This window comes from Flavobacterium psychrotolerans (genome assembly GCF_003097635.1).
Taxonomy (GTDB): Bacteria; Bacteroidota; Bacteroidia; order Flavobacteriales; family Flavobacteriaceae; genus Flavobacterium; species Flavobacterium psychrotolerans.
Genome location: NZ_QCZI01000006.1, coordinates 161,281 through 182,808, shown reverse-complemented (window position 1 = coordinate 182,808; position 21,528 = coordinate 161,281). Strand labels below are relative to the sequence as shown.

General features: G+C 32.1%; 16 protein-coding genes and 1 tRNA gene. 3 read left to right on the top strand and 14 right to left on the bottom strand.

The features are described from left to right. Window positions 1–25: 25 nt before the first annotated feature. Window positions 26–98: transfer RNA gene (locus tag DB895_RS06845), tRNA-Phe, on the top strand. A 104-nt stretch (window positions 99–202) separates the two neighbouring features. On the opposite strand, the gene DB895_RS06840 is transcribed toward DB895_RS06845, so the two are convergent. Continuing rightward, window positions 203–676 carry a thermonuclease family protein gene (locus tag DB895_RS06840; RefSeq protein WP_116724619.1) on the bottom strand — a complete coding sequence of 158 codons (474 nt, stop codon included), beginning with the start codon at window positions 674–676 and terminating at the stop codon, window positions 203–205. A 106-nt stretch (window positions 677–782) separates the two neighbouring features. Between DB895_RS06840 and DB895_RS06835 the strand changes: the two genes are divergently transcribed. Further along, window positions 783–1,586, top strand: a complete 804-nt coding sequence (locus DB895_RS06835) for a hypothetical protein (protein WP_116724618.1) — start codon at window positions 783–785, stop codon at window positions 1,584–1,586. Window positions 1,587–1,924: 338 nt separating this feature from the next. After that, a complete protein-coding gene (locus tag DB895_RS06830) occupies window positions 1,925–2,203 on the top strand; it encodes a hypothetical protein (protein ID WP_133242653.1) in 279 nt (92 codons plus the stop codon). A gap of 659 nt (window positions 2,204–2,862) precedes the next feature. Here the strand turns inward: DB895_RS06830 and DB895_RS06825 are convergent. From DB895_RS06825 to DB895_RS06765, 13 genes are all read right to left on the bottom strand, one after another. Then, window positions 2,863–3,075 carry a hypothetical protein gene (locus tag DB895_RS06825; RefSeq protein ID WP_116724616.1) on the bottom strand — a complete coding sequence of 71 codons (213 nt, stop codon included), beginning with the start codon at window positions 3,073–3,075 and terminating at the stop codon, window positions 2,863–2,865. Between the two features lie 5 nt (window positions 3,076–3,080). Next, window positions 3,081–3,947 (bottom strand): SDH family Clp fold serine proteinase, encoded by an 867-nt coding sequence (locus DB895_RS06820; protein WP_116724615.1) that lies wholly within the window; start codon window positions 3,945–3,947, stop codon window positions 3,081–3,083. 48 nt (window positions 3,948–3,995) lie between these two features. Beyond that, a complete protein-coding gene (locus DB895_RS06815; RefSeq protein ID WP_116724614.1) occupies window positions 3,996–6,689 on the bottom strand; it encodes a DEAD/DEAH box helicase in 2,694 nt (897 codons plus the stop codon). Between the two features lie 3 nt (window positions 6,690–6,692). After that, a complete protein-coding gene (locus tag DB895_RS06810; protein ID WP_116724613.1) occupies window positions 6,693–8,450 on the bottom strand; it encodes a site-specific DNA-methyltransferase in 1,758 nt (585 codons plus the stop codon). Between the two features lie 140 nt (window positions 8,451–8,590). Next, a complete protein-coding gene (locus tag DB895_RS06805; protein ID WP_116724612.1) occupies window positions 8,591–10,252 on the bottom strand; it encodes an RNA-binding domain-containing protein in 1,662 nt (553 codons plus the stop codon). A 1-nt stretch (window position 10,253) separates the two neighbouring features. Further along, window positions 10,254–13,106, bottom strand: a complete 2,853-nt coding sequence (locus DB895_RS06800) for an SNF2-related protein (RefSeq protein WP_208012142.1) — start codon at window positions 13,104–13,106, stop codon at window positions 10,254–10,256. Window positions 13,107–13,266: 160 nt separating this feature from the next. After that, entirely contained in the window at window positions 13,267–14,154 is an 888-nt protein-coding gene (locus DB895_RS06795) for a hypothetical protein (RefSeq protein WP_116724610.1), read from the bottom strand. Between the two features lie 21 nt (window positions 14,155–14,175). Next, window positions 14,176–14,457 (bottom strand): helix-turn-helix domain-containing protein, encoded by a 282-nt coding sequence (locus DB895_RS06790; protein ID WP_116724609.1) that lies wholly within the window; start codon window positions 14,455–14,457, stop codon window positions 14,176–14,178. Window positions 14,458–14,460: 3 nt separating this feature from the next. Next, on the bottom strand, window positions 14,461–14,748 hold the full coding sequence (locus DB895_RS06785) for a helix-turn-helix domain-containing protein (protein ID WP_116724608.1): 288 nt from the start codon (window positions 14,746–14,748) through the stop codon (window positions 14,461–14,463). Between the two features lie 115 nt (window positions 14,749–14,863). Beyond that, window positions 14,864–16,372: a hypothetical protein gene (locus tag DB895_RS06780; protein WP_116724607.1), complete on the bottom strand. Its 1,509-nt coding sequence runs from the start codon at window positions 16,370–16,372 to the stop codon at window positions 14,864–14,866. 62 nt (window positions 16,373–16,434) lie between these two features. After that, the gene (locus tag DB895_RS06775) at window positions 16,435–17,688 is read right to left on the bottom strand and encodes a phage integrase SAM-like domain-containing protein (protein WP_116724606.1); all 1,254 of its coding nucleotides are present in this window, start codon (window positions 17,686–17,688) and stop codon (window positions 16,435–16,437) included. A gap of 392 nt (window positions 17,689–18,080) precedes the next feature. After that, window positions 18,081–19,985, bottom strand: a complete 1,905-nt coding sequence (locus DB895_RS06770; protein ID WP_116724605.1) for a YCF48-related protein — start codon at window positions 19,983–19,985, stop codon at window positions 18,081–18,083. A 524-nt stretch (window positions 19,986–20,509) separates the two neighbouring features. Next, window positions 20,510–21,172 (bottom strand): VanZ family protein, encoded by a 663-nt coding sequence (locus DB895_RS06765; RefSeq protein WP_116724604.1) that lies wholly within the window; start codon window positions 21,170–21,172, stop codon window positions 20,510–20,512. Window positions 21,173–21,528: the final 356 nt, after the last annotated feature.

Below are 21,528 nucleotides of genomic sequence, written 5' to 3'. Positions count from 1 at the left end.
CTATATTTGCAACCGCTTTAAGAAAGGTACCTTAGCTCAGATGGTAGAGCAATGGACTGAAAATCCATGTGTCCCTGGTTCGATCCCTGGAGGTACCACTTTAAAAATCCGTAACACCCTTGATAAACAAGGAGTTACGGATTTTTTATTTAAATTTTGTACGATTACTGTACGGTAAAATCAATTTGTATTATAATAATATTTAAAACCTGTCTACTATGGAATACAATCCTTTTAAGTTAGTTTTAGCTTTTAAATTCCATTCCTGATACATTGGAAGCATTTCGCAAAAAACTCCGCTATACGGCTTCGCATAACCTTCTTTTATCATAATTTCATTCAAAACTCTACCGTCATTTAGAATTAAATAGCCTAAAAGTCTTCCGTATTTATCTACTAAATTTTTTTCTTCCTGTACTAACGTGCAAACCTCACCCAAATTAACTTGATCCTTTAAGAAATTAAAAGATAAAAAACCTAATTTAATCAATAGTGCAACTGGCATTTGAAGCTCTCTTTCATCTTTTTTAATCTTATTGCAATAATTCATTTCAGGCGCATCAATCCCATATAATCTTATTTCAAATTCCTTTTGGGTCATAAAATCTTCAACGATTAAACCGTCGCCATCAACAAATTTTTTAGTTTTCAGAAGAATATTTCTTGTTATTGTCATAATTACTTTAAATCACCCCGTATTGCCTTATTTATGTTGTTGCCTGTCAATTGTTTAGAGTGTAAATTTACTAATAAAATTTTATAACTGCTAAAACAAACAACAAATGGCAAGACAGAAAGGACATATTAAATATGTCGGGACGTTAGGGGAAGTTCGTCACTTCAAAATTAAAGGTAACGAAGGTTACTTTGCAGGTCTAAAAGGCGGACCAACTGCGGAACAAGTTAAAACTGCACCCGGATTTATCCGTACTCGTGAAAATATGAGCGAGTTTACAGCTTGCGCTAATGCAGGTAAATCCGTTAGAATTGGATTGGCTTCATTGATGAAACAAATGTCTGACAGTCAACTTACAGGGCGACTAACAGCAATTATGAAAAAGATCAATATTGAGGATGGTTCTGAAGCCAGAGGACAAAGAGCGGTTTTAATTTCGCAACAACCTCAATATTTGAAAGGCTTGGATTTCAATCGTAACATTTCATTTAATGGCGTTTTCAATGCTCCATCAACATTAACTGGTACAATTGACAGAAATGAAAGTACATTTAGTGTTCCAGAATTTAACCCTATTTCTAATATGAGCATTCCATCTGGAGCTACACATTTTAGAATTATAAATGCTTTATCTGTTGTTTCAGATACTATTTTCAATCCAACTACTGGAGCTTATGAGCCTGCAGAACCTACTTTAAATGAAGTGTCAAATATTGCATATTCGGATTACACTCCAGTAAATGCTGTAACGCCATTAATTGAAGTAACCGCTGCTTTGCCTGGCGCGCCAACAATGACAACAAATGTTGCTGTTTTGGGAAGTATTGGAATAGAGTTTTATCAAATTGTTGGTTCCAACTATTACTTATTTAATGCCGGTAATGCATTAAAAATTCAAGAGATATTCTAAAAAGACAATCTGCTTGCAAAGTTTATTTTCCTTAAAACTTAAACCCTTTCGAGAGAGAGGGTTTTTTATTTTGCACTCATTTATCTATAATGTGCAATCATATAGGACTTACGGTGCATTTAAGTGCGGAATATGTATTAGTCAAGCTATTTGCCATAATTATTCAATATTGTTCGTCTTAAATCATTTAACAATTTGATATTTTGATGAAATTCGGCATAGTTTCGGATTTAAAATGATGCTGTCGCTACACCTTTTCCATTAATTTTTTGAAAGAAAAAAAAGAAAAAAAAGAAAGTCGTCGAAATAGTGGAGGTTTCAAAAGAAGTCAAGTTTTTTTGAAAAAATACTACCCGGGTTTTTATTATGAAGTTGTTCGGAAATGGAGTTTTGATTATAATCAAATGTTGAAGCGAACAGAAAATGTAGGGTGGAGATTTTTTCAAAAACCCGTAGGGCTTGAACTTTACTTTTTGAAACCGGAACTTACCTTTACTTTCTTTTTATTTATTTTTTTTATAGCAGGATGTTTCTTGATTGGTTTTTGTCGGAATGCTTCTTTTGAAATCGGCAATCAAACACCCCCAAGCACCGCAAGGAATGGAGCTAAAATGTAGCGATAGCGGAATTGTAGCGGAATGTATGAGGAGCGAAGTTGGCGGTGTTGCGGCAATCGAACAGCCACGCTAGACCGAGAATGAAACGTAGCGATAGCGAAGTGAAATGTAGGGATAGCAGCGTGTAACGGCGGGGAAAAAATTAAAGTCAGCCTTTGGCGTTCCTTGATTTAGGGCAAAGTGATAACGGAGCCAACCCCGATGGCTGTGCGAAGGAGCAACCGCTGAAAAAATAAAGGGCGGCAGACATAATACTGCTGGAATGTAGTGTAGCGTAGTTTACGGAGCGAAACGGAATGAAGCGGTATTCTGGATGCATAAGCCCGACCGAACGTAGGGTAGAGAACGTGTGAAGATGAGGAACGAAACAGTGCGAAAAAAATAGCTGCTTATTTTCAAGCTGCTGTTTTTTTAGTGCTGTGAAGTGCCAGTGGAACGGAGGAAGGAGGCTTTTTCTGCCGACGACCGACTGGAACAGCCGAACGGAACAAAGAGAACGACCGAAGAGAGACCGCTTGATTGCACGTGTTGTTTGTACCGAAAATACTGTTTGAAGTGAGATTTACTTTAAATATTCAACAATAATTCTAGTTCAATAAACTTAAAGTAAATAAAAAAGCTGCCCGAGGACAGCTTTCTAAATTATATTTACCTCAAGACTAAATATTTATAGCATTAAATTTAATTGATACAGTAACAGATTTATCAATAGATTTCAAATTATTACCTCTTTTAACAGCTAGACCATTTGACACAAGATTATCATAAAGTTTAATTGCTTCATAATATCCTTTAACAACACTAAAATCTTCTTTTTTCACTGAATTTTCTTTAATAACATTACTTAATGAAGTTGAGATTGACTTTTCCATAATATTTAAATAAAGTTCTTAGTTTGGACAAATATATTACTATTATTTGATTTCACAAAATCAGCTAAAAGTTCATAATAATTTCTTATTATTGGTCTAATAGCAACATTGTTAGAATAATCTTCTATACGAAGTTTTAGTTTATTTTCTAATAATTCAATATTTATTGGCCTTCCGTGAGATTTCCATTCGTTATTATTACTTAATAAATCAGCTATTTCTTTTGCTCTATCTTCTTTTTGTTCTATTGTTACAGCTTGTCCTAATAAAGCTGCATTTGTCTGATGAGTAGCCCAATTTTTAAATTTATAGTTTACCAACCATTTTTTTAACAAATCAATTGTTAGTTCTTTTGCTTGTTCATATCCTTTTAATTCAGCTAAATCAAAATCTTTTAAAATAATAAATTCTGCCTGTGACAGTGTATTGTTATTAGCTTTTACTATTAATTCATTAATTTTATCCAAGTAACCTAATGCTGCAACCCAGTTACCATCTTTATTTTGGACTTGAGGGTCAATCGGCCCTAAAACTGAAAAATAATCCATATAAATATTATCCCCACTCATACAAAAAATTGTACCTGCACTAAAAGCATAATCGGGGACAATAAAATTAACTTCATTATAATGATGTCTTAATATGTTCACGTATCTTTCGACTGCAATTGCACTACCACCACCTGTTGTCAATACAACAAATATTTTATCCTTTTTATCTGTAATATCTTCAATCAATTTTAGTATTTGATTTTCATAACCATCAATAATTATTCCATAGTAAGTAAAAATATCGCCATCTAAAACATTGGCTAACTCAATTAACTTTTTCTTTAAACTTTCCTTTATTGTATTTGTAACTGGTGGTATCATAAATGTTTTTTTAATGAATTTTAAAATAAATTGTTTTAATAAATGATTTTATAAAAACTTTGCAATTAATAAATCAAAATTGATTGTTCTTGATATTTCATTGTGAGGTACTAATAAATATTTCCAAGGTTTACCACTGTTTTGAGAAGTAAATTCTGTTGCATATTTACAATATTTTATAGCTGCTTCTTTTTTGGCCAACACATCAGGATCCTGCATATTAGCAGAAGATTTAGGTTCAACCATATAGATTGTGTCTTCTGTTTCAATAATAAAATCTGGCTCGTATCTTTTAGAGTTATTATCCCAATAAATACGGAATTGATTAGCTGCTGGACGTAACCATTTTAAAACTTTCTTATCGTTTTCCAATACAAAAGCCAAGTCTTGTTCTGTTTTGCTATCAAATTTATATTCAAAATGACAGGCTTTTTCAAAACCTCTAAAAACGTATTTAGGAACCATTATTGTTGGAGTAACAACATCTCTATAATCTTTGTAACCTGCATTAACCAATACTGAAAAATTCCACTGTTCGATTTTAGTAAAGGGATAAACTCTTGGCGCAACATAATCAGGAGTTGAAAGCGAGAAATTTGCCTTCATTTGCAAATATATCTTATCTGCTATAGCCGATTTGAATTGGAATATTGCTTGTAAAATATTCTCTTTTTTATCAATGTTTTCTTCTATGTTATTGTAAGCTTGGGTTGCTAAATGATACAATAAATCTGCATTATCATCATAATCAATTTCTGGGTAATCAATTAATTCTGCAATTATCATTTTCACTGGATTTCCATACGAACCACTTGATTTTGCTTTCAAGGTTTCTACGGATTTATCTTTTAACCCCATTCGGATTATTTCTTGTTCCAGGGCTTGATAATTGAAATAGGTAGTATCTAAATCAAAATGGTTAAAAGTAGCCGTCACTTCTCCTAAAACTAAATCCATTCTAGGAATTTCGATGATATTCTCTTTGTAGGAAGCTACAATTTTCTCATAGGTTGCTTCCGCTTCTTTAACAATATCGGCTGTAAAAAGATTTCCTTGTCCTTCGTTTAATTTTTTTTCTATTTGACGAATTACTTTTCTCTTTACTTCTTCTTTGTTTAAATCCTCTACTCTACGAACTTCAGGTAAAGAATTAAAATCAGGTAAAGAATTTATAATCGCTTTTTTGGCATCAAGAGAGTTTTGTGCTTTTTGTTGATTATCTTTGTTTTCAATTTTATTAACCTCAATTTGCTCGTTTTCCAATTTTTGTTCGATAATTGGTTTTGAGGTAACTACTTCGGTTTTTGTTCTTAAATCTTCTTCGGGAATTTCAATGAAACTCATTTTATTCAAAACCGAATTTGGGTCTTGTGCTGCTGCAATAACCGCTTCAAAGTTTTCGTGTGCGACTACAGTTAATTTATCAATTTTATCTACTCCGGTTCTTTTTCCATCATAAGGCAAACGAAGTCCACGACCAATAGTTTGTTCCACTAATACAGCCGCATTAGCTGCACGAAGTGGCACAATAGTGTAAAGATTGGTAACGTCCCAACCTTCTTTTAGCATATTAACGTGGATCACAATTTCTATTTCATTGTCTGGACTTTCCAATGACAGGAATTGTTTTTCTATTTCTTCTTCTTTTTTTGTTGAGCTGTCAATTTGGAGTACTTTACCTTTGTATTCGCCTTCATAAAACTCATCAGAATTGATTAAATCATAAACTTCTCTTGCGTGGCTAATGTCTTTACAAACTACAAGAATAAAAGGTTTTACTAATTTTACTCCGTTGTTTTTGGAATAGATTTCCAGTTCTGTTTTGGTGTCTTGATGAATACTTATTGCATCTTCGAGTTTGATTATTTCTATTTCCTTATCGGATAAATCACCACGTTTGAAATTCTTTCTAGTAGCAATAGCAGGATTTTTTACAAATGTTCCATCCGTTAATGCTTGTGCTAATGAATATTCGTAAACTACATTTTTAAATTGTTGCCCTTTTTCGTCAAACGGTGTTGCCGTTAATTCCAACCCTAAAATTGGTTTTAATTCATTAATTGCATTTTTGGAGGCATCAGCGTGATAACGGTGTGCTTCGTCCATCAATATAACTAAATCTTGTATTCCCGATAAGTATTCCCAATAGGATTGACCAAGATATTCTGATAGTCTTTTGATTTTTGGAGCTAAAGCAATACCTCCTTTTTTCTGTCCTTTGTTGTCGGAATTGAATTTAGAAATATTGAAAATGTTTATTCTTATTTCTCCATCCTTAAAAAGGTTTCCTTGTTGGTTGTAGTTGTCTCCAGTAATGATTACTGGTCTGTTATGCACAAATTCTGAAATACCATTAAACACATATTTATGATAGGCAGGATTTCCGAAATCCTCAATCAACTTATCATAAATAGTTAAGTTAGGAGCCAATACAAAAAAGTTTTTGATGCCTTTGTGTAAATACAAATACGCTATGCAAGCCCCCATTAAACGTGTTTTCCCTACACCAGTGGCAATAGAAAAGGCAATAGATGGAAAATCTCTTTGAAAGTTAGTACAAGTGGTAAAACTATTTTTTACTTTGTCTAATTCGTTTTTTAGGAATTCTATAGCTTCATCTTGATTATCCGGGACTTTATCTAAAGTCAAATCATCTGATAATTTGGCAACAATATCTAAAGCTTCTTGAAGCGGTTCGCGAAGCGAAAGGCGTAATTTAATGTTATTGGCTATTGTGTTCATAAACTATTCGAATAATGTACCTTGATTAACTGTTTCTTTGTTGTCTCTTATTTCCTGAACACTTTCATTATCAATTACATTTTCTTCCTCACTGTCCAAATTGGCTGCTTCTTCTGTCGGGAGGTTGACAATATTAAGACTGTAATCGTCTTTGCCAAACTCGCAACGGTCTAGTAGCATTTGTGGTATTTTTTTAAGCGTAATATTGGGGTATTTGCTTTTGCATTCTTTTTGAAATGCTTTGCAACAAATTAAGATACTTTCACCTTCCTGCATATCATCGTGAATGCTGTCTAAAGTTTCAACCGTTAGAAATTGTGTTGTGGTGAAAATAAAATCATTCTCAGATGAATTGCCTTGTTTCCAAAATTTATCTTCGTTAGGTAAATAGTTAAATCCCTCTTGTTTTGCCATAGCAGCTGCCAACATATCCGGATTGTATTCTTGACTGATAACCCAATTACCAAATTTATCTTGCTTTAATAAACTTGGCGCTAAAGTGTAAAACTTAAAACCACCACCACCTTGCCAATTAACTGTTTTAGAAATACCACCTTGTTCACCATCAATAACAGCTTTAAGTCGTGGGTAACAATGTGTTTTGGCGTGTTCTCCTAATTCAATACCAATGTATTTTCTGTTCATTTTATGAGCAACTGCGGCTGTTGTGCCTGAACCGAGGAAGCTGTCAAGAATCAAATCTCCTTCTTTGGTTGTTAATTCTAAAATACGTTTTATTAATCGCTCAGGCTTTTTACTTCTTTTAAAAACTACTCCTCCTTCATTTGCGATACCTTCCCAAGCAATATCACTCCAAATATTTGTTAATAACTTTGAAGCTTGCTGTTCGCCGTCAATTTCTATAACATTTTTTTTATAAAAAATTAATTGCTGACCGTTTAAAACATAAACATCATCCAATCCAGCTTTTCGTTCAAGCTTGAAGATTTTATCTCTATTAGATTGAGATTGTTTCTTTAACTCAATAACCTGTTGCCCTGCACCAGTATCACTAATTGAAGCCAATCTTGCAATTCTTGCACTATTTGATACGATGAACTTATTATAGTTATCTAACGATTTACGCGGATGAGTAGACTCTCTATCATTATTATTCCTACGATAGGCATTTAATACATTTTCAAACTTCCAATCTTGAAAATCATCGCTTGGGTTTTGCAACCATAAGGAGTATGCGTAGTCAGGTTCTCGAATAACTCTTGCGCTTACCTCTTGAAAGTTACTTTTATCTTTTGCATAAAACAATAAGTATTCAGAAGCTTTGAAAACACCAGGATTGACAGTGCTAAAAGCTGATGGTGCCCTTACGTCAATTGCTATTCTATTAATTAAATTGTCGCGTCCAAATAATTCATCGCAGATTATCTTACAATAATCAAGTTCGTTATCGTCTAGTTGTATAAAGATACAGCCATCCTTTGACAATAGATTTTTTAGAATTGAAAGTCGATTATAAATCAAATTCAACCAAAGTGAATGTTCAATTCCGTCATCATAATGTTCAAAAGCATTTCCTGTATTGTATGGTGGATCAATATAAATACACTTTACTTTGCCTGCAAAGTCTTGCTCAAGAGCTTTTAATCCTAACAAGTTATCTCCGTGAATGAGTATGTTGTCGGTAGTTGGGTCTCCGTAACTGTATTCGGGGTTTTCAATCAGAATTCTTGGTTCAAGCTTGGGTTCGTCACCTTTGCCAATCCAGGTTAATTCTAGTTTTTGGAGTTTATTTTTGGACATATTGTTTTGTTTGTCTATTTGTTTCCTTTGCTAAATTTTAAACTTTTCTTTGCTAATGCTTTGCTTATTTTACCATTCGCAAAGTCAATAAAATCAATGAATTGTGTTTTTATTATTGCTATTTCTTTGCTATTTCTTTGCTATTTTATTACTAAAACCCATTTTGATTTTGCTCTGCTACCACTGTTTATTATTGTGTTTCCAGACATTTCCTGTAAAATGTTATGTACTTTCTTTTTTCGCTGCTTTTCAGTCATATAATCAGGAAGCTGGGCTAACAGCAAATCGTCGATTTCTTCACGAGTAGCAAAACCGTGATTTTTTATATGTTGTAAAATAAAACCTTTGTAAACATCCTTATCAAGTCCTTTGCTCTTTGTATAAGATGCTTTTTGGTTCGTAATTTCTGCTAGTTTAGCCGAGATGTAATAATTTGGCTTTCTACCTTCAATCAGCCCTTTTTTCTTTAATAATTTAGCACCCTCATCTGTTATCTCCTGCTTTTTTTGTATTTTATCTAAAAGTATCACTTCCGTAAGGCTTAAATCATCTTTCTTTTCAATTAATAATTTAGAATAATTTTCATCAATAGAATGACCGTAGATTTCTAGCACAACATTATCTCTTGTTGATTTCGTATAATCCGGCAAAGGGAAGTATCTTTTTCGCTGCTCATTATACATTCTATGAATACCGTATCCCAAAGTATCAATCATAGTAAGGTTGACCATTGCATCAGCCAACCATTTGTTTCGATATTTTTTTGGAGTTTTGTCTCCTGCCGTATAATCTTCTGCTTTACCTTCGAAAAAACTACCTTCGCTGCTGAAAATTAATTTATTGACTTGTTCCACTAACAAAATGCGAGAGTGTTTTCCGTAATCTTGGTGAGCAATACAGTTATTTAAAGCTTCTAAAATGACCTTGCTGTCATACTTATTTACTTCAGTTGCTAAAAGTTGGTTGTCAGGAAAAAACTTATACTTCACATTTCTGATTTTAGCTAAAATATTATTTATTTCTAAAAACAAAGGAGTATTGAAATGTTCGTAAGCCTTCTCTTCAGTGTCCAGTTTCCAAGTTATTTGTGCCACAGCAGGAGAAATATAATGAGCTGCTTGAGGCTTTCCCAATAGTATAATAGCCGTATTTGTGATTTTACCGTCAACAGTTATTTTTAGTTTGTCAAGAAATGCTTTATCACTCAAGTTATCAATTTCATTATAAAAAGGAGCATTAGTGTTTTTTTCTTTGTATTTTTCTCTAGCGAGTTGGATTGCTTTTGGTTCTAAATCATCTATTGATGCTTTTTCAACAACTTGAGCCGACCAATCAATTTGGGAGTTATAAATAGTACGAATAAAATCAGGGAATTTTTTTAAATCAGTTAAGTTAGTACCAATACGTATATAGGATTGATGCATAAAGCTTGTAGGTTCAGCAATTGCCGCAGGAATTCTATATATTTCTACATTATTTGAATTATAATCACATACATAATGATCAAATTTTATTGAAGGGCTTAAATGTCTTCTAATCCACAATTCAAGTTCCTCATTACCTACTTTACGATTATTAAATTTAAAATTAGTCCCTATTACTTTATGGGAAACGTCATCAATGCCAAAAACTAAATAAGCAAATGATTGATTTTTTACACAAGCAGCATTAGACAAACCAGATATATATTGCCCTAGTTTTTCATTAGTAGTTGCGTTGCCACTCTTGAACTCTATCCATTCGTTTTCTTTAGGCAAAGCTTTTAATTCATCTATTAATTGTATCAAATCGTCATTTGTCATTTTAAATCATTTTCCATTTAATTGTGAATAATTCTTTTTGCTCAATTTTTTGGTTTAAACGTTTTTCAATATCTGACAAAAGGGTTTCTTTTTTATCATCGATATCGTCTTGAGCAGAAAATAAAGTTTGTCTTTTTTCACTTCGTTTCTTCTCTAACTCTTTTATTTGTCTTTGTGATTTTACTTTAGCTTCCAAATTTAGCATTTTTTTAGCTTCGGCTTTGCGTAACTTGATTTCTGCATCAAGGTCTCTAATTTCTTTTTCAAGGCTAATTTTCATATCATCAGCCCACTGGTCCAATTTATCCATTTCAACATCAAAGAAATCCCTGTTTCTATTGGAATTTTCAGAAATTATTTCTTGTCTTTTGTTATAAATCAAATCCTTGAATATTGTACTGGCTTCGTTAGTTAATACCATTGCACCATTTACTGTTGCATTTAGCGAGAAAAAGCGTTGTGCGGTTTCGCTTGGTATTACTTCTCCTTCATCAGAGTAACAAGCCATCAAAAGGTAGTCTTCTTGCTCAAAGGAATTTATAGATAGATGCTGTAGTTGAAACCAGCCCGATTTTCCGATGAATTCATTTAAAGTTGAAACTTTCCCTTGTGTCCCATTATAGTCAAAAACAACTTCCTTTATTGGTGTTTCATTTGTCTTGCAAGCATTCAATATACGCTGCGCTAATTTGTGACCAATTCTGTAAACGTTTGTATCATCCGGAATAAAAATATCTGATTTTCTTTGTCCTTCCTTCGGCTTCAAAATCATATATGGCCCACTATGAATGACTTCATTTGGGAATGGGTTTTTTACTAATTTAAAAGAATAATCTTCTGAAAATTCCGCATAATCATTCAAGAAATACTGTGTTGTTTTCCAGAGTTTATCTTCGAATGTATTTAAGTATTGCTTTGTTTCAAGCAAGTTGCTTTTCAGTTTTTCTCTTACTTCATCATCAAAATGCTCTAATAAGGTAGTTCTAACAGTTTGGATTTTTTCAGATATTTCCGGTCTTAATTCATCTTGCAAACTGTCAAACGCATTTTTAATTTCCTCAACAGTTCTGCAATCATTATAAATTTGAGCAATCCTCTTTTCAAAATCCACACCATTACCAATAGCACCCAGTACTTCATCACTTGATCCGAAAACACCATCAAACAATTGAAATTTTTGGTCTAATAACTCATATACTCTTTGGTCGGCAGCATTTTTAATATTTAGAAAATTTACTACCACAACATCGTGTTTTTGACCGTAACGATGGCAACGACCAATTCGTTGTTCAATTCGTTGTGGGTTCCAAGGTAAATCGAAATTAACTATAAGAGAGCAAAATTGTAAATTGATACCTTCGGCCGCTGCTTCGGTAGCAATCATAATGGTTGCATCCTCTCTAAAATAATCAACTAAAGCTGCTCTTTTATCTGCTGTCGGCGAACCTGTAATCTTATCCGTTCCTTTGTGCTCTAGCAACCAATTTTTATATATTTCTTTTGATTTGACATCGGTGTTAGTTCCATTGAATTGAACTACTTTGTCCTTGTATCCTCTTGCTTCCAAAAGATTATATAGAAACTCTTGTGTCCTTCTACTTTCAGTAAAAATCAAAGCTTTTTGATTTGCCCCTAATTTTTGTAATTCCTGAAATGCTTTTTCCAATGCCGTAAATAAACGTTCTGCTTTTGAATTTTTCCTGATTTTCTGAGCTAAATCCCTGTATTTTTTTAAATCAGCTATTTCATCATTTATAGCTTCTATATCCTCTTGAGTGTATTCAATTTCATTTACAATCTCTAGCTCGTCTTCTGTCCATTCTTCGTTAGTCTCTTCAAGTCCTTCATAATCCTCCTCTAAAACAGTAAACAAATCAACATCACTTTTAGTGATAATTTTTTCAAGCTTTTTAACCAAAGCATCTAATGTACCATATATGGCATAAGTTGACGAAGCCAGTAATTTTCTTAAAATCAATGTCATTAACTGACGCTGACTATTAGGAAGCGCATAGAGTTTCTTGCGTTGTAAATATTCAGATACCCACTCATATAATTGGTGTTCTTCATCAGAAGGCGTAAACTCTTCACAAAAGGCTCTTCTCTCAGTATAATTGATATATTCTAAAACTTGCCTTCTTAAAGTACGGTGACAAATAGGTAGTAAACGGCTTTTTAATTCATCGTAATTGCCCTCGTCGAGTTGTCTGCTGTATTGACTTTTAAAGCTTTTTAAATCCCCGAAAATGAAATCATCAATAATACTCACTAAGCCATACAATTCCAAAATGGAATTTTGAAGTGGTGTAGCAGTTAGTAGTACTTTTTTTCTTTTCTGTAATGCATCCTTAATTACATTTCCTATTTTGTTAGAAGCTTTATATACATTTCTTAATCTATGTGCCTCGTCAATAATTACCAAATCCCATTGAGTTTGTTCAATATAAATTGCTTTGTTTTTTGCAAAATGATAAGAGCATATTACAATATTATCGCTTTGATTGAATGGATTAAGATTACGAGATTTAATTTGTTCGTTGAAAGTTTTAGTTTCCAGGATTATTGAAGGTAAAAAAAACTTGTCTGCTAATTCCTGACTCCATTGCTTCCGAAGATTTGAAGGTGCAATAATTAATAATTTTCTTTTACGTTCTGCCCACTGTTGAGATAAAATTATACCCGCTTCAATTGTTTTACCTAGACCAACTTCATCCGCTAGAATTGCACCTTGAGACAGAGGAGATTGGAAAGCAAATAAAGCTGCTTCAACCTGGTGAGGATTTAAATCTACTTGAGCATCTTGTAAAGAGGAAGTTAACTTACCAAGGTCATTAGAAGGTCTTTGTCTCGTCAATTCGTAAGCAAAATATTTAGCGTGATATGACGTAAAACTCATTGAAGTTGATTTAATTATAATGATACAATGATACAAAAAAGCAGTGGAATGTAAAAGTGGTAAAACATCTAATAAAGTAAGATTTGGTAAAAAACTCTTTATTAATTCAATCTAAACTCTAAAACACAATTCTTACCTGTGCAGTTTCCATCTTTGTAATAGTTGGAATATGCACACATTTTAAATATTTGGTTCTTCGTTCTATGATTTTTCTAATGTTGGTGTGAAGATTATCAGTACCTAATTTTTTATGATAAAGCTTCTTTTGATTGTTGAATTTGTTCCGGCTTCCGTTTTTTAGAATATCTTCCCAAAAGTTAGTATTGAAAAATTTAGTATCAATGTCTTTGGATAAATCGAATAGCAAAATATTATCCCATTCTTTGAGTAAAGAAGCTATTAGTACATTGTAGTTGTCAATAATAGTTAAATCTTGCAACGTAAATAATCCTAGACTGTGAATGAATTTTGCTTGTCTTGTTCGAATTTCAAATCTAAAAGTGTTTTCGCACTCGTGTGGAAATTGCACACTTTTATCATAGGCTTTTATTTGTTTGTAGGCTTCATTTCCTGCTTGCTTATAGTCAAAATAGGTTGTTGTTCTTGCAAACTGTCGTTTTTCGTGGTAGATTAAATTATGGATTAAATCGGAAACTTTTATTCTTGGATTGATGTTTACACCGTATTCAAGATTAACAAGGTAGCATTTGTTCAAATCAAGGTTAAATAAATTCTTGATTTGAATAATAGCGTTGATACAATATTCTATATAAAAATCGTCGGCATTGTGTAATTCATCATTGAAAAAATAATGTATGCTTCCACTAATTTCTAATCGGTTTTGGTGTTTTGTAAAATAAAGATTTTTGTACTTCTTGGTTTGCTTTTCTTTAATTTCATCACTATACAATCTTTCCGATTTGCCAACATATTCTAATAGATCGTTATTCCAAACGGTATCTATTAGAATTTTATCTATAATTCTGAATTTTAATAAATCTAGCATCTTTAGGATTTATTAATTCTATTATTTTTTATTAGCTGGCTTGTAGTTCTTGTTTAGTAATTCTTGAATATCCTTTAGTCGGAAATAAATTTTATTGCCAATTTGAACAAAACCAATAATTCCTGTGTTCCTCCAAAACTGCGATGTACGCCTGCTGATTTTCATTATTTTGAGAAACTCTTCGTTGTCACAAAACAAATCGTCTGGATTGAGTAATTGGGATTTTGTTAGAATTGCTTTTAAGTCTTTTAGCTGTTCTTTTATTTCAAGAAACGTTTTTTCGGTTGGTTCGTAATATGGCATACCTTACTTTTTTAATAAGGTTAGACATTCCAACAACTCACTCCTTTTGTAATAACGCCTTGCTCCAATGCCATAAGCCGTAACTTTTCCCTTATTCGTCCAAGCCCATAAAGTGCTGCTGTCGATTTTGAGGAATTTACAAGCTTCATCTCGGGAGAGCAATTCTTCGGAGTTGTCTTTTGTTTGAAGATCTTTTTGAAATTCTTGAATTCCGTTTTTTACGGATGTGCCTATCAATTGTTGAAGTTGTTCAACCGATAGTTCTTTTAATAGGATTGCGTTGTTTTCCATAATACCTTGTTTTACAAATTATTAACAAGGCAAAATTATTATGAAGAGCATTCTAGTATCAACCCGCTACCATTCTTTGTACGGACTGTTTTCGTTCTATTTATAGAACGGTAATCTAATTTATTTGAATAAGTTCTTTTGTGGTAGTATAGGTATTGATTTTTTGACTTGTACTACATTCGTTTAGCGTTTTTATTTTATCAAGGTTTATTTTAAAAGGTTCTTTGTTAACCCATTCAATAAACATTTGAGGTTTGAAGTGACTAAAAATATAATTGTCCTCTACCATTTTTCTGTATATGAAACTAAAATCCGCCATTTTACTATTGCCATCCTTGAATTGATTAAATAATTTTTCGAATAGTTGAAACGATTTTACATTAGAAAATACTTGCGGATATGGGTTTACTTGATTTTTTACAATAGAATTATCAATACTCATATTAGAAGATTTTTCGTTACTATTCCCAATAGCTTCGGATATGGAAGTTTGTTCCCCTAATTTACTTTCACTTAATTCTTTTAATAGCTTTAGTTTTTCAAAATCTATTGCATCGTCAATGGCCTTTCTTGCCGATTGAAATTTTTCATTTAATGGACTATTATGAATCCTTATAAATAACTGGTCTTCTATCAGTTTGACACTATCATCAAACATCAGCAAGCAATAATTCTGAATTTTGATTGCCAAATAAAAATCATTGGTATTGATGTTATGGTTAATGATCTGAGCAAAATTTTTTATACTATCTAAACTACTGGAAATTTTATCGCATTTAAAATTAATGGAATTCATAATTGCGTTTTGAAGTCTTTCATTTGGAACACCTTTCACAATATTTTCGAATAAGCCAACAATTTCTTTCATTAATAAAGATAAGATATTATTGTAACTCTGGAGTAATTGAATTCTTTCGAATAAAGCCGGGTTTTGTAAAATCTCATCGCTTCTTTGTTTTCTCCAATTAGAAATTAAAGTTGAATAATAATACATATTGGGTTTGCCGTCTTCGTCCATAGTTTTTAAACAGTCCTCAAAATATCCAGAATAAATGGCTTTTTTATAATCCTGGATTGTTGCGTTTATTTTTTGGGTGTTTTCTTTTTTGTTTAACAAATGGATTTGCTCATCTGACAATGGCTCATCTAGAGGAATATCAAGAAGGGATTTATAATACTGGTAGAAATACATATTACTTACACCAAAAATATAATCTACTATAAGTTGATAATCATAACCATTTGATGTGATAATATCTTCTAAATCATATAAATCTGAAATGTCTTTGTTTTCTTTGACTAAAATCTGTACGAGGTCATCATAATAATCACTTATAAAACTTTTAGTTACATTTCCCTGCTCTAAATAATATTGACCATTATCAAAAATATCAGCTAATACAAGCAAATAACCTGCAATTTCTTCACTACAATTATCAATTTCTTTTTTAAATCTTTTTACTTTCTTTTTGGTAACTTTTTGTTTTTCCTCTAAAGTAGAGCATAATAAAAATTCAAGTTTGCTCTTATCCTTTATATTGAATTCAATTGTGACCATTTCACCTCCAATTAAGTTTGCAATCCTGTCATATATTTCAATTTCTCTTTTGCTAAACTCTCCCATTAATTAAATTTAAGTTTCAGAATGTGAAAATATCAAAATAAATCCAAACTAACTAAAACCTATCAAAAGTAGTTCACTAATTCCATTGCCAAATCTTTGTTGCTTTTTCCAATATAAGTCAAAAACATAGTTTCTGTACTGTGTCCTGTAACATATATTAGATAGGTTGTTGGAATTTTACCATAAAAATTGGTTGCAAAAGAGCGTCTTCCAATGTGGGAAGTTACAAGTTCCCATTTTTTAAAAGTTCCTGCTTCTTTACGATATATTCCGCTATCTTCTTCTGTTTCGGATTTTTTGCTTCCAGATACTTGTTCTTCAATTTCTGCTATTTCACAAACCTTTTTAATATAGGCATTGTATTTCTGGTCAGATATGGCATAAGGAAATTTGCCTTTTCTTTTTTTAAGGATTTCCAATACTTTTTTATGTAATGGAACGGTCATATTTTTACCTGTTTTCACCTGGGTAAATTCTAATAAACTTTTACCGTTTTCAACTCTTATTTGCTTATCGGTAAATCTCATAAAATCTGAAATTCTTTGCCCTGTATAGCAGCTGATAATTAACCAATCTCTAGCATTAATCAGACTATCTTTAAACTTGCTTTTGTCCGTTTTCTCAATTTTTTCTAAATCTTCAAATGTCAAATAAACACTATCTACTTTTGTTTGCTTGATTTTTATATTGCCTAATTGAACACTTATATCCAATCCGTAAGATTTTGCGTGATTGCAGATTGTCTTAATAAATTTCAAAGCTGTTGCAATAGTATTTGGAGCATAAAGATTTTCCAAACAATAGGCCTCAAAACTCATTTTGAAATTGCCATCAACATCGGTAAGGTTTAAAGGTTTTTTAGTGTAATCAACGTAACGAATTAAAAGCTGCTTGATAACATTGATTTTCTTTTTTGTGTTTGGAGTAATCTCGTTTTTCTTAAATTCAAGATACTTGTCAAAATAACCAATTAGATCATTTGGAAGCTGCTCTTTTGGAACTGGTGGATTGTAGTACAACGCTATTTGGTTTTGCAACCATTCTTTATTAACAGCACCAGCACTAACGTTATTAAACGCAGTTAGAACGTGTTTTTCAATCTTATTGAGTTCTTCTGTTACCTCGTGCTGTTTGTTAACTACAGCCAATTCTTTTGGCTTTTTGATATCGTGTTGTTTTGTCCAATAATGCTTAGTAACAACATACCGGGTATTAGTTGCAAATACATAATCAGTATTATTATTTCTGAATAACAACCTCAAAGTTATTGGAGCTTCTTCTTTTGTTGAACGATATAAAAAGTTAATTGTAGCCATCTTTATGCATATTTAATCACACACAAATATACAAAATTTGTACGGCATTTGTACGGTTAAACCAAAATATATACAAACTTATCCAAACCTATTCAATGCAAAAATACTTTGTAAAGTGTTGATTTTATTGACTTTATTAGTTTTTGTCAATGATTTAGGAAGTTACTATAATTGATGTTTTTGAGTAAAAATGGTACTGGAGGTACCACAAAACAAAACGTCTTAACAAATTGACTATCAATTAATTAAGACGTTTTTTTCATTCCTATGAATTACAGTGTAAAACAATTGAATTTGTTTTAAAAGTCTGTAGCTCCCCTTTTGAAAATCAAGTTTTATTTATCGTGCCTTTTCAATGTACATTATTTAGAATTAATGAAACATCAATTCCTTTAGTTGATCAGTATTTTATCTTTAAAAACCTTTTTGCCATCATAGATTTTTATAAAATAAAGACCTTTGCTCTGAGGCTCAAAATATATTTCATTAGTTACTTTTTGATCAGTATTTGTGGCTTCAAACATTTTTTGACCTATAACATTATAAATCTCTATTTGTAATTTTTCTGTAGGTTCTTTAACATCAATATAGAATAAACCATTATTTTGATTAGGGTAAAGAATAATATTTTTACCACCAAAATAGTTATCATTGATACCTAAGTTGTCAGAGCGAACCAAATTAGATAATCTATTATTACAACTTTTAGAATCTAATCCAAGTTGACCGATTAAATTGTCGTTACTGTAGTATCCCCAAATAGAAACTTCATGCCAACTTGGAGCTTCTCCAGTAATCATGTGACCAACATAAACCCCTAAATCAGCGTAAACCCTCCCAGAAACAGGCCCTGTTAATCCTGTGGCAGAGGTGATATTCCCATTATTGTCAATATTTAAGGTAACGTTTCTAAAACCACAATTGTCAGTTGATAATGTTCCAACAATTTTGTCTTTCAACACACCAGGATTGGCGATTTTGTGGAATCTCCAGTTTTGCCCTCCTGCCGAACCTATTCCTTCAGTATTTGAAGTGAGTTGACCGCCAATTGGAAAACTTTCACTTCCATCAGTTAAAGTTCCAGAAATGACACCACTTCCACTAACGGTATAATTACCAGTCCATGGACCACCAAAACCATTCATTCCTATTATATTTCCGTTTCCATCAAAAACAAAATAATTCAAATTATCATTATAGGGATCAATAGGAGTCAAGTCAGTATAAAAAAACCAAGGCCCATTTAAAGTTGAGTTTGAATAAGAACCAGTTGAAACACTATATTTAACTATAGGACCATAATCTGCAGTTGCCCAGCCATTATTGGCATCCCAAAAATCCATACTATAAACTTTATAGCTAAATGGCAGTGCCTCTGTTGACCATGTTGAACCGCCATTAGTAGTAGCCAACATGTATTGATTACCGTTAGTGTTGTTTTTGTATGCTATCCATCCCGTTGAGCCATTTATGAATGACAATGCAATATAATCATAACTAGTATTGAAAGCACTGTTGGATATTTGAGTCCAAGTGGTTCCACCATTAGTGGTTTGGAATATTTTACCATTTCTACCAACAATCCACCCCTGATTCGCATCTGTAAACTGAATAGCATTCATATCACCTGAAGTATTATCCACAAATTGCGGTGACCAATTGCTTCCACCATCAGTTGTTTTATAAATAGTGTAAGGAGGCAACATATTTGGACCTGCAGAAAATGAATAGCCAGTTGTTGTATCCACATAATAGAAAATTCCACCACCATTCGTTGTTGTCCACGTAGTTCCTCCATCTATGGTTTTTTTAAAAGTGGGAGTTCCTGTAGTCATATTATAAATTAGCACCCAGCCATGGGTAGCATCTACAAATTGGACTTGTACTCCCGCATCCCCTGCAGTAGTTGAAAGTACAGTTCGACTCCAAGTACCTCCACTATTTGTGGTTTTGTATAATACGGCACCCAGCATATCTCCATTTGTATTTGACAACGTTTTCATAACCCAACCGGTAGAAGGGTTAATAAAACTAACTCTAGAACCAGGTGCATCTACACCGAAAGTGACATCTGTACTATTAGGAGTTACAACACTCCACAATTCGCCACCATTTGTGGTGTGCAATAACTGATTTGAAGATAATCCTATCCAACCTTCTGCGGCACTTACAAATTGCATTGATTCCCCCGCTTTGTTAGTTGGATTGGTTTGCAAACTCCAACTACCTTGTGCTAATAATGTAGCACTTGACAATCCAAAGACTATCATAACTAAAATTAAAGTAAAATTTTTCATAACAAGATAATTTAAATTTTCCTACTTATATGGTTTTCGGTTTCACCCTGAATTCTCATTGTGATTACACACTAATGAAACTCAATCCCAAAGTTAATTATACCAAATATGAAATGATATGATATTTATCATATTGACTAATGACTAATAAGCCTTTAGCCTCTGAATAATAACAAAATAAAAAAAATAATTACTTGAAATCCCTCAACAACTCGATGCGTTGTTTAATTTTGTGTGTGTGCTGTTTTTTACATAGAATGCGGATACACGTAGGCCCTAGTAGCTCATTTATTTTAACGTTGAATGTGTTTTACTGGGCGTAAAAAAACATTAAAAGATTAAAAGGTAGTGTAAAACATAAAAAAAATATGCTTTACTCATTTATAATGCTGAATATCGATTATTTCAACCATTTTTTAAACAGGATTTGATGCAGTCATTTAAAAACCCGAATAGAAATATTCGGGTTATTTGTTAGATTTTATGACAAAGAAATACAGAGAAAAGGAATCAATCTCAAAAATTTAAATATATTTCCAAAACACCAGCTTTTTAAAAAACCAGAACGACATTATTCCCAAAATTGCACCAACACAGTTTAGCACCTGGTCTTGATAACTAGCTGTCCTTCCCACAATAAAGAAATATTGAACAAACTCAAGAAGGCCTCCCCCTAAAAAACAGAAAAAAAAAGCAAGAAAATAATTGTTGTTTCTATATTTAACATAAAATAATATTGAAAATGCTAAAATCAAGTAACTCAGTACATGGGAAAGATTAGAAAAATTATCCAGAAGATAATTTGTAGAAAAATATCTTTTTAGAGGAATATTATTTTTATTTTTTACAACTTTTAATTTTTCTTTGCCACACATGCTGCCTAACAACGGAATTTGATCTGCAATAGACTTAGCAATTGTTTTAATTCCCCCATCTTTATAAGGCGTGTCAAAAGTCGGATTTCCCAAACTGAAATAACATTCTACTGATGGATACGAATATTTCCCTTTTCCTGAATAATAATAAATCGACTGGTCATTGAGTATTCCAAAATTATCTCCCACTTTCGGCATTTCATATTGAGCAATCTTTTCACTGATGGGATGATAAGGAATACACTCCAATAGTGCTATCAAAAAAAATATAAAAACGGGGTGTATTAATACTTTCTTAAAAACACGAATCATAAATTACTGTTTTGAGCACTGATGAAAATGCGATTTATCATATACAATTTGCCTAAGGTAAAAAAATAAATTTATATTCTAAGATTATTTTCTAGATTCTGGCATCACTAAAACAACTTGTTTTATTGATGGTATTAATTTCCGACGTTTTATAAAAGTGTATAGAGCATCATTTCAATTCCTTAATTTTTAAAATCTCATTATTTGTAACTTCATTTTTTATTGCTTTATTATGAAAAAAGATTCACATATAACTTCATTTGAAGTTGAAAATAATAAAAAATAGGAGTAAAGAATCAGGATTTATACCTTTTTTGAGTTCTTGAATTACCGATAAAATTCTAGCTAACTTTAGC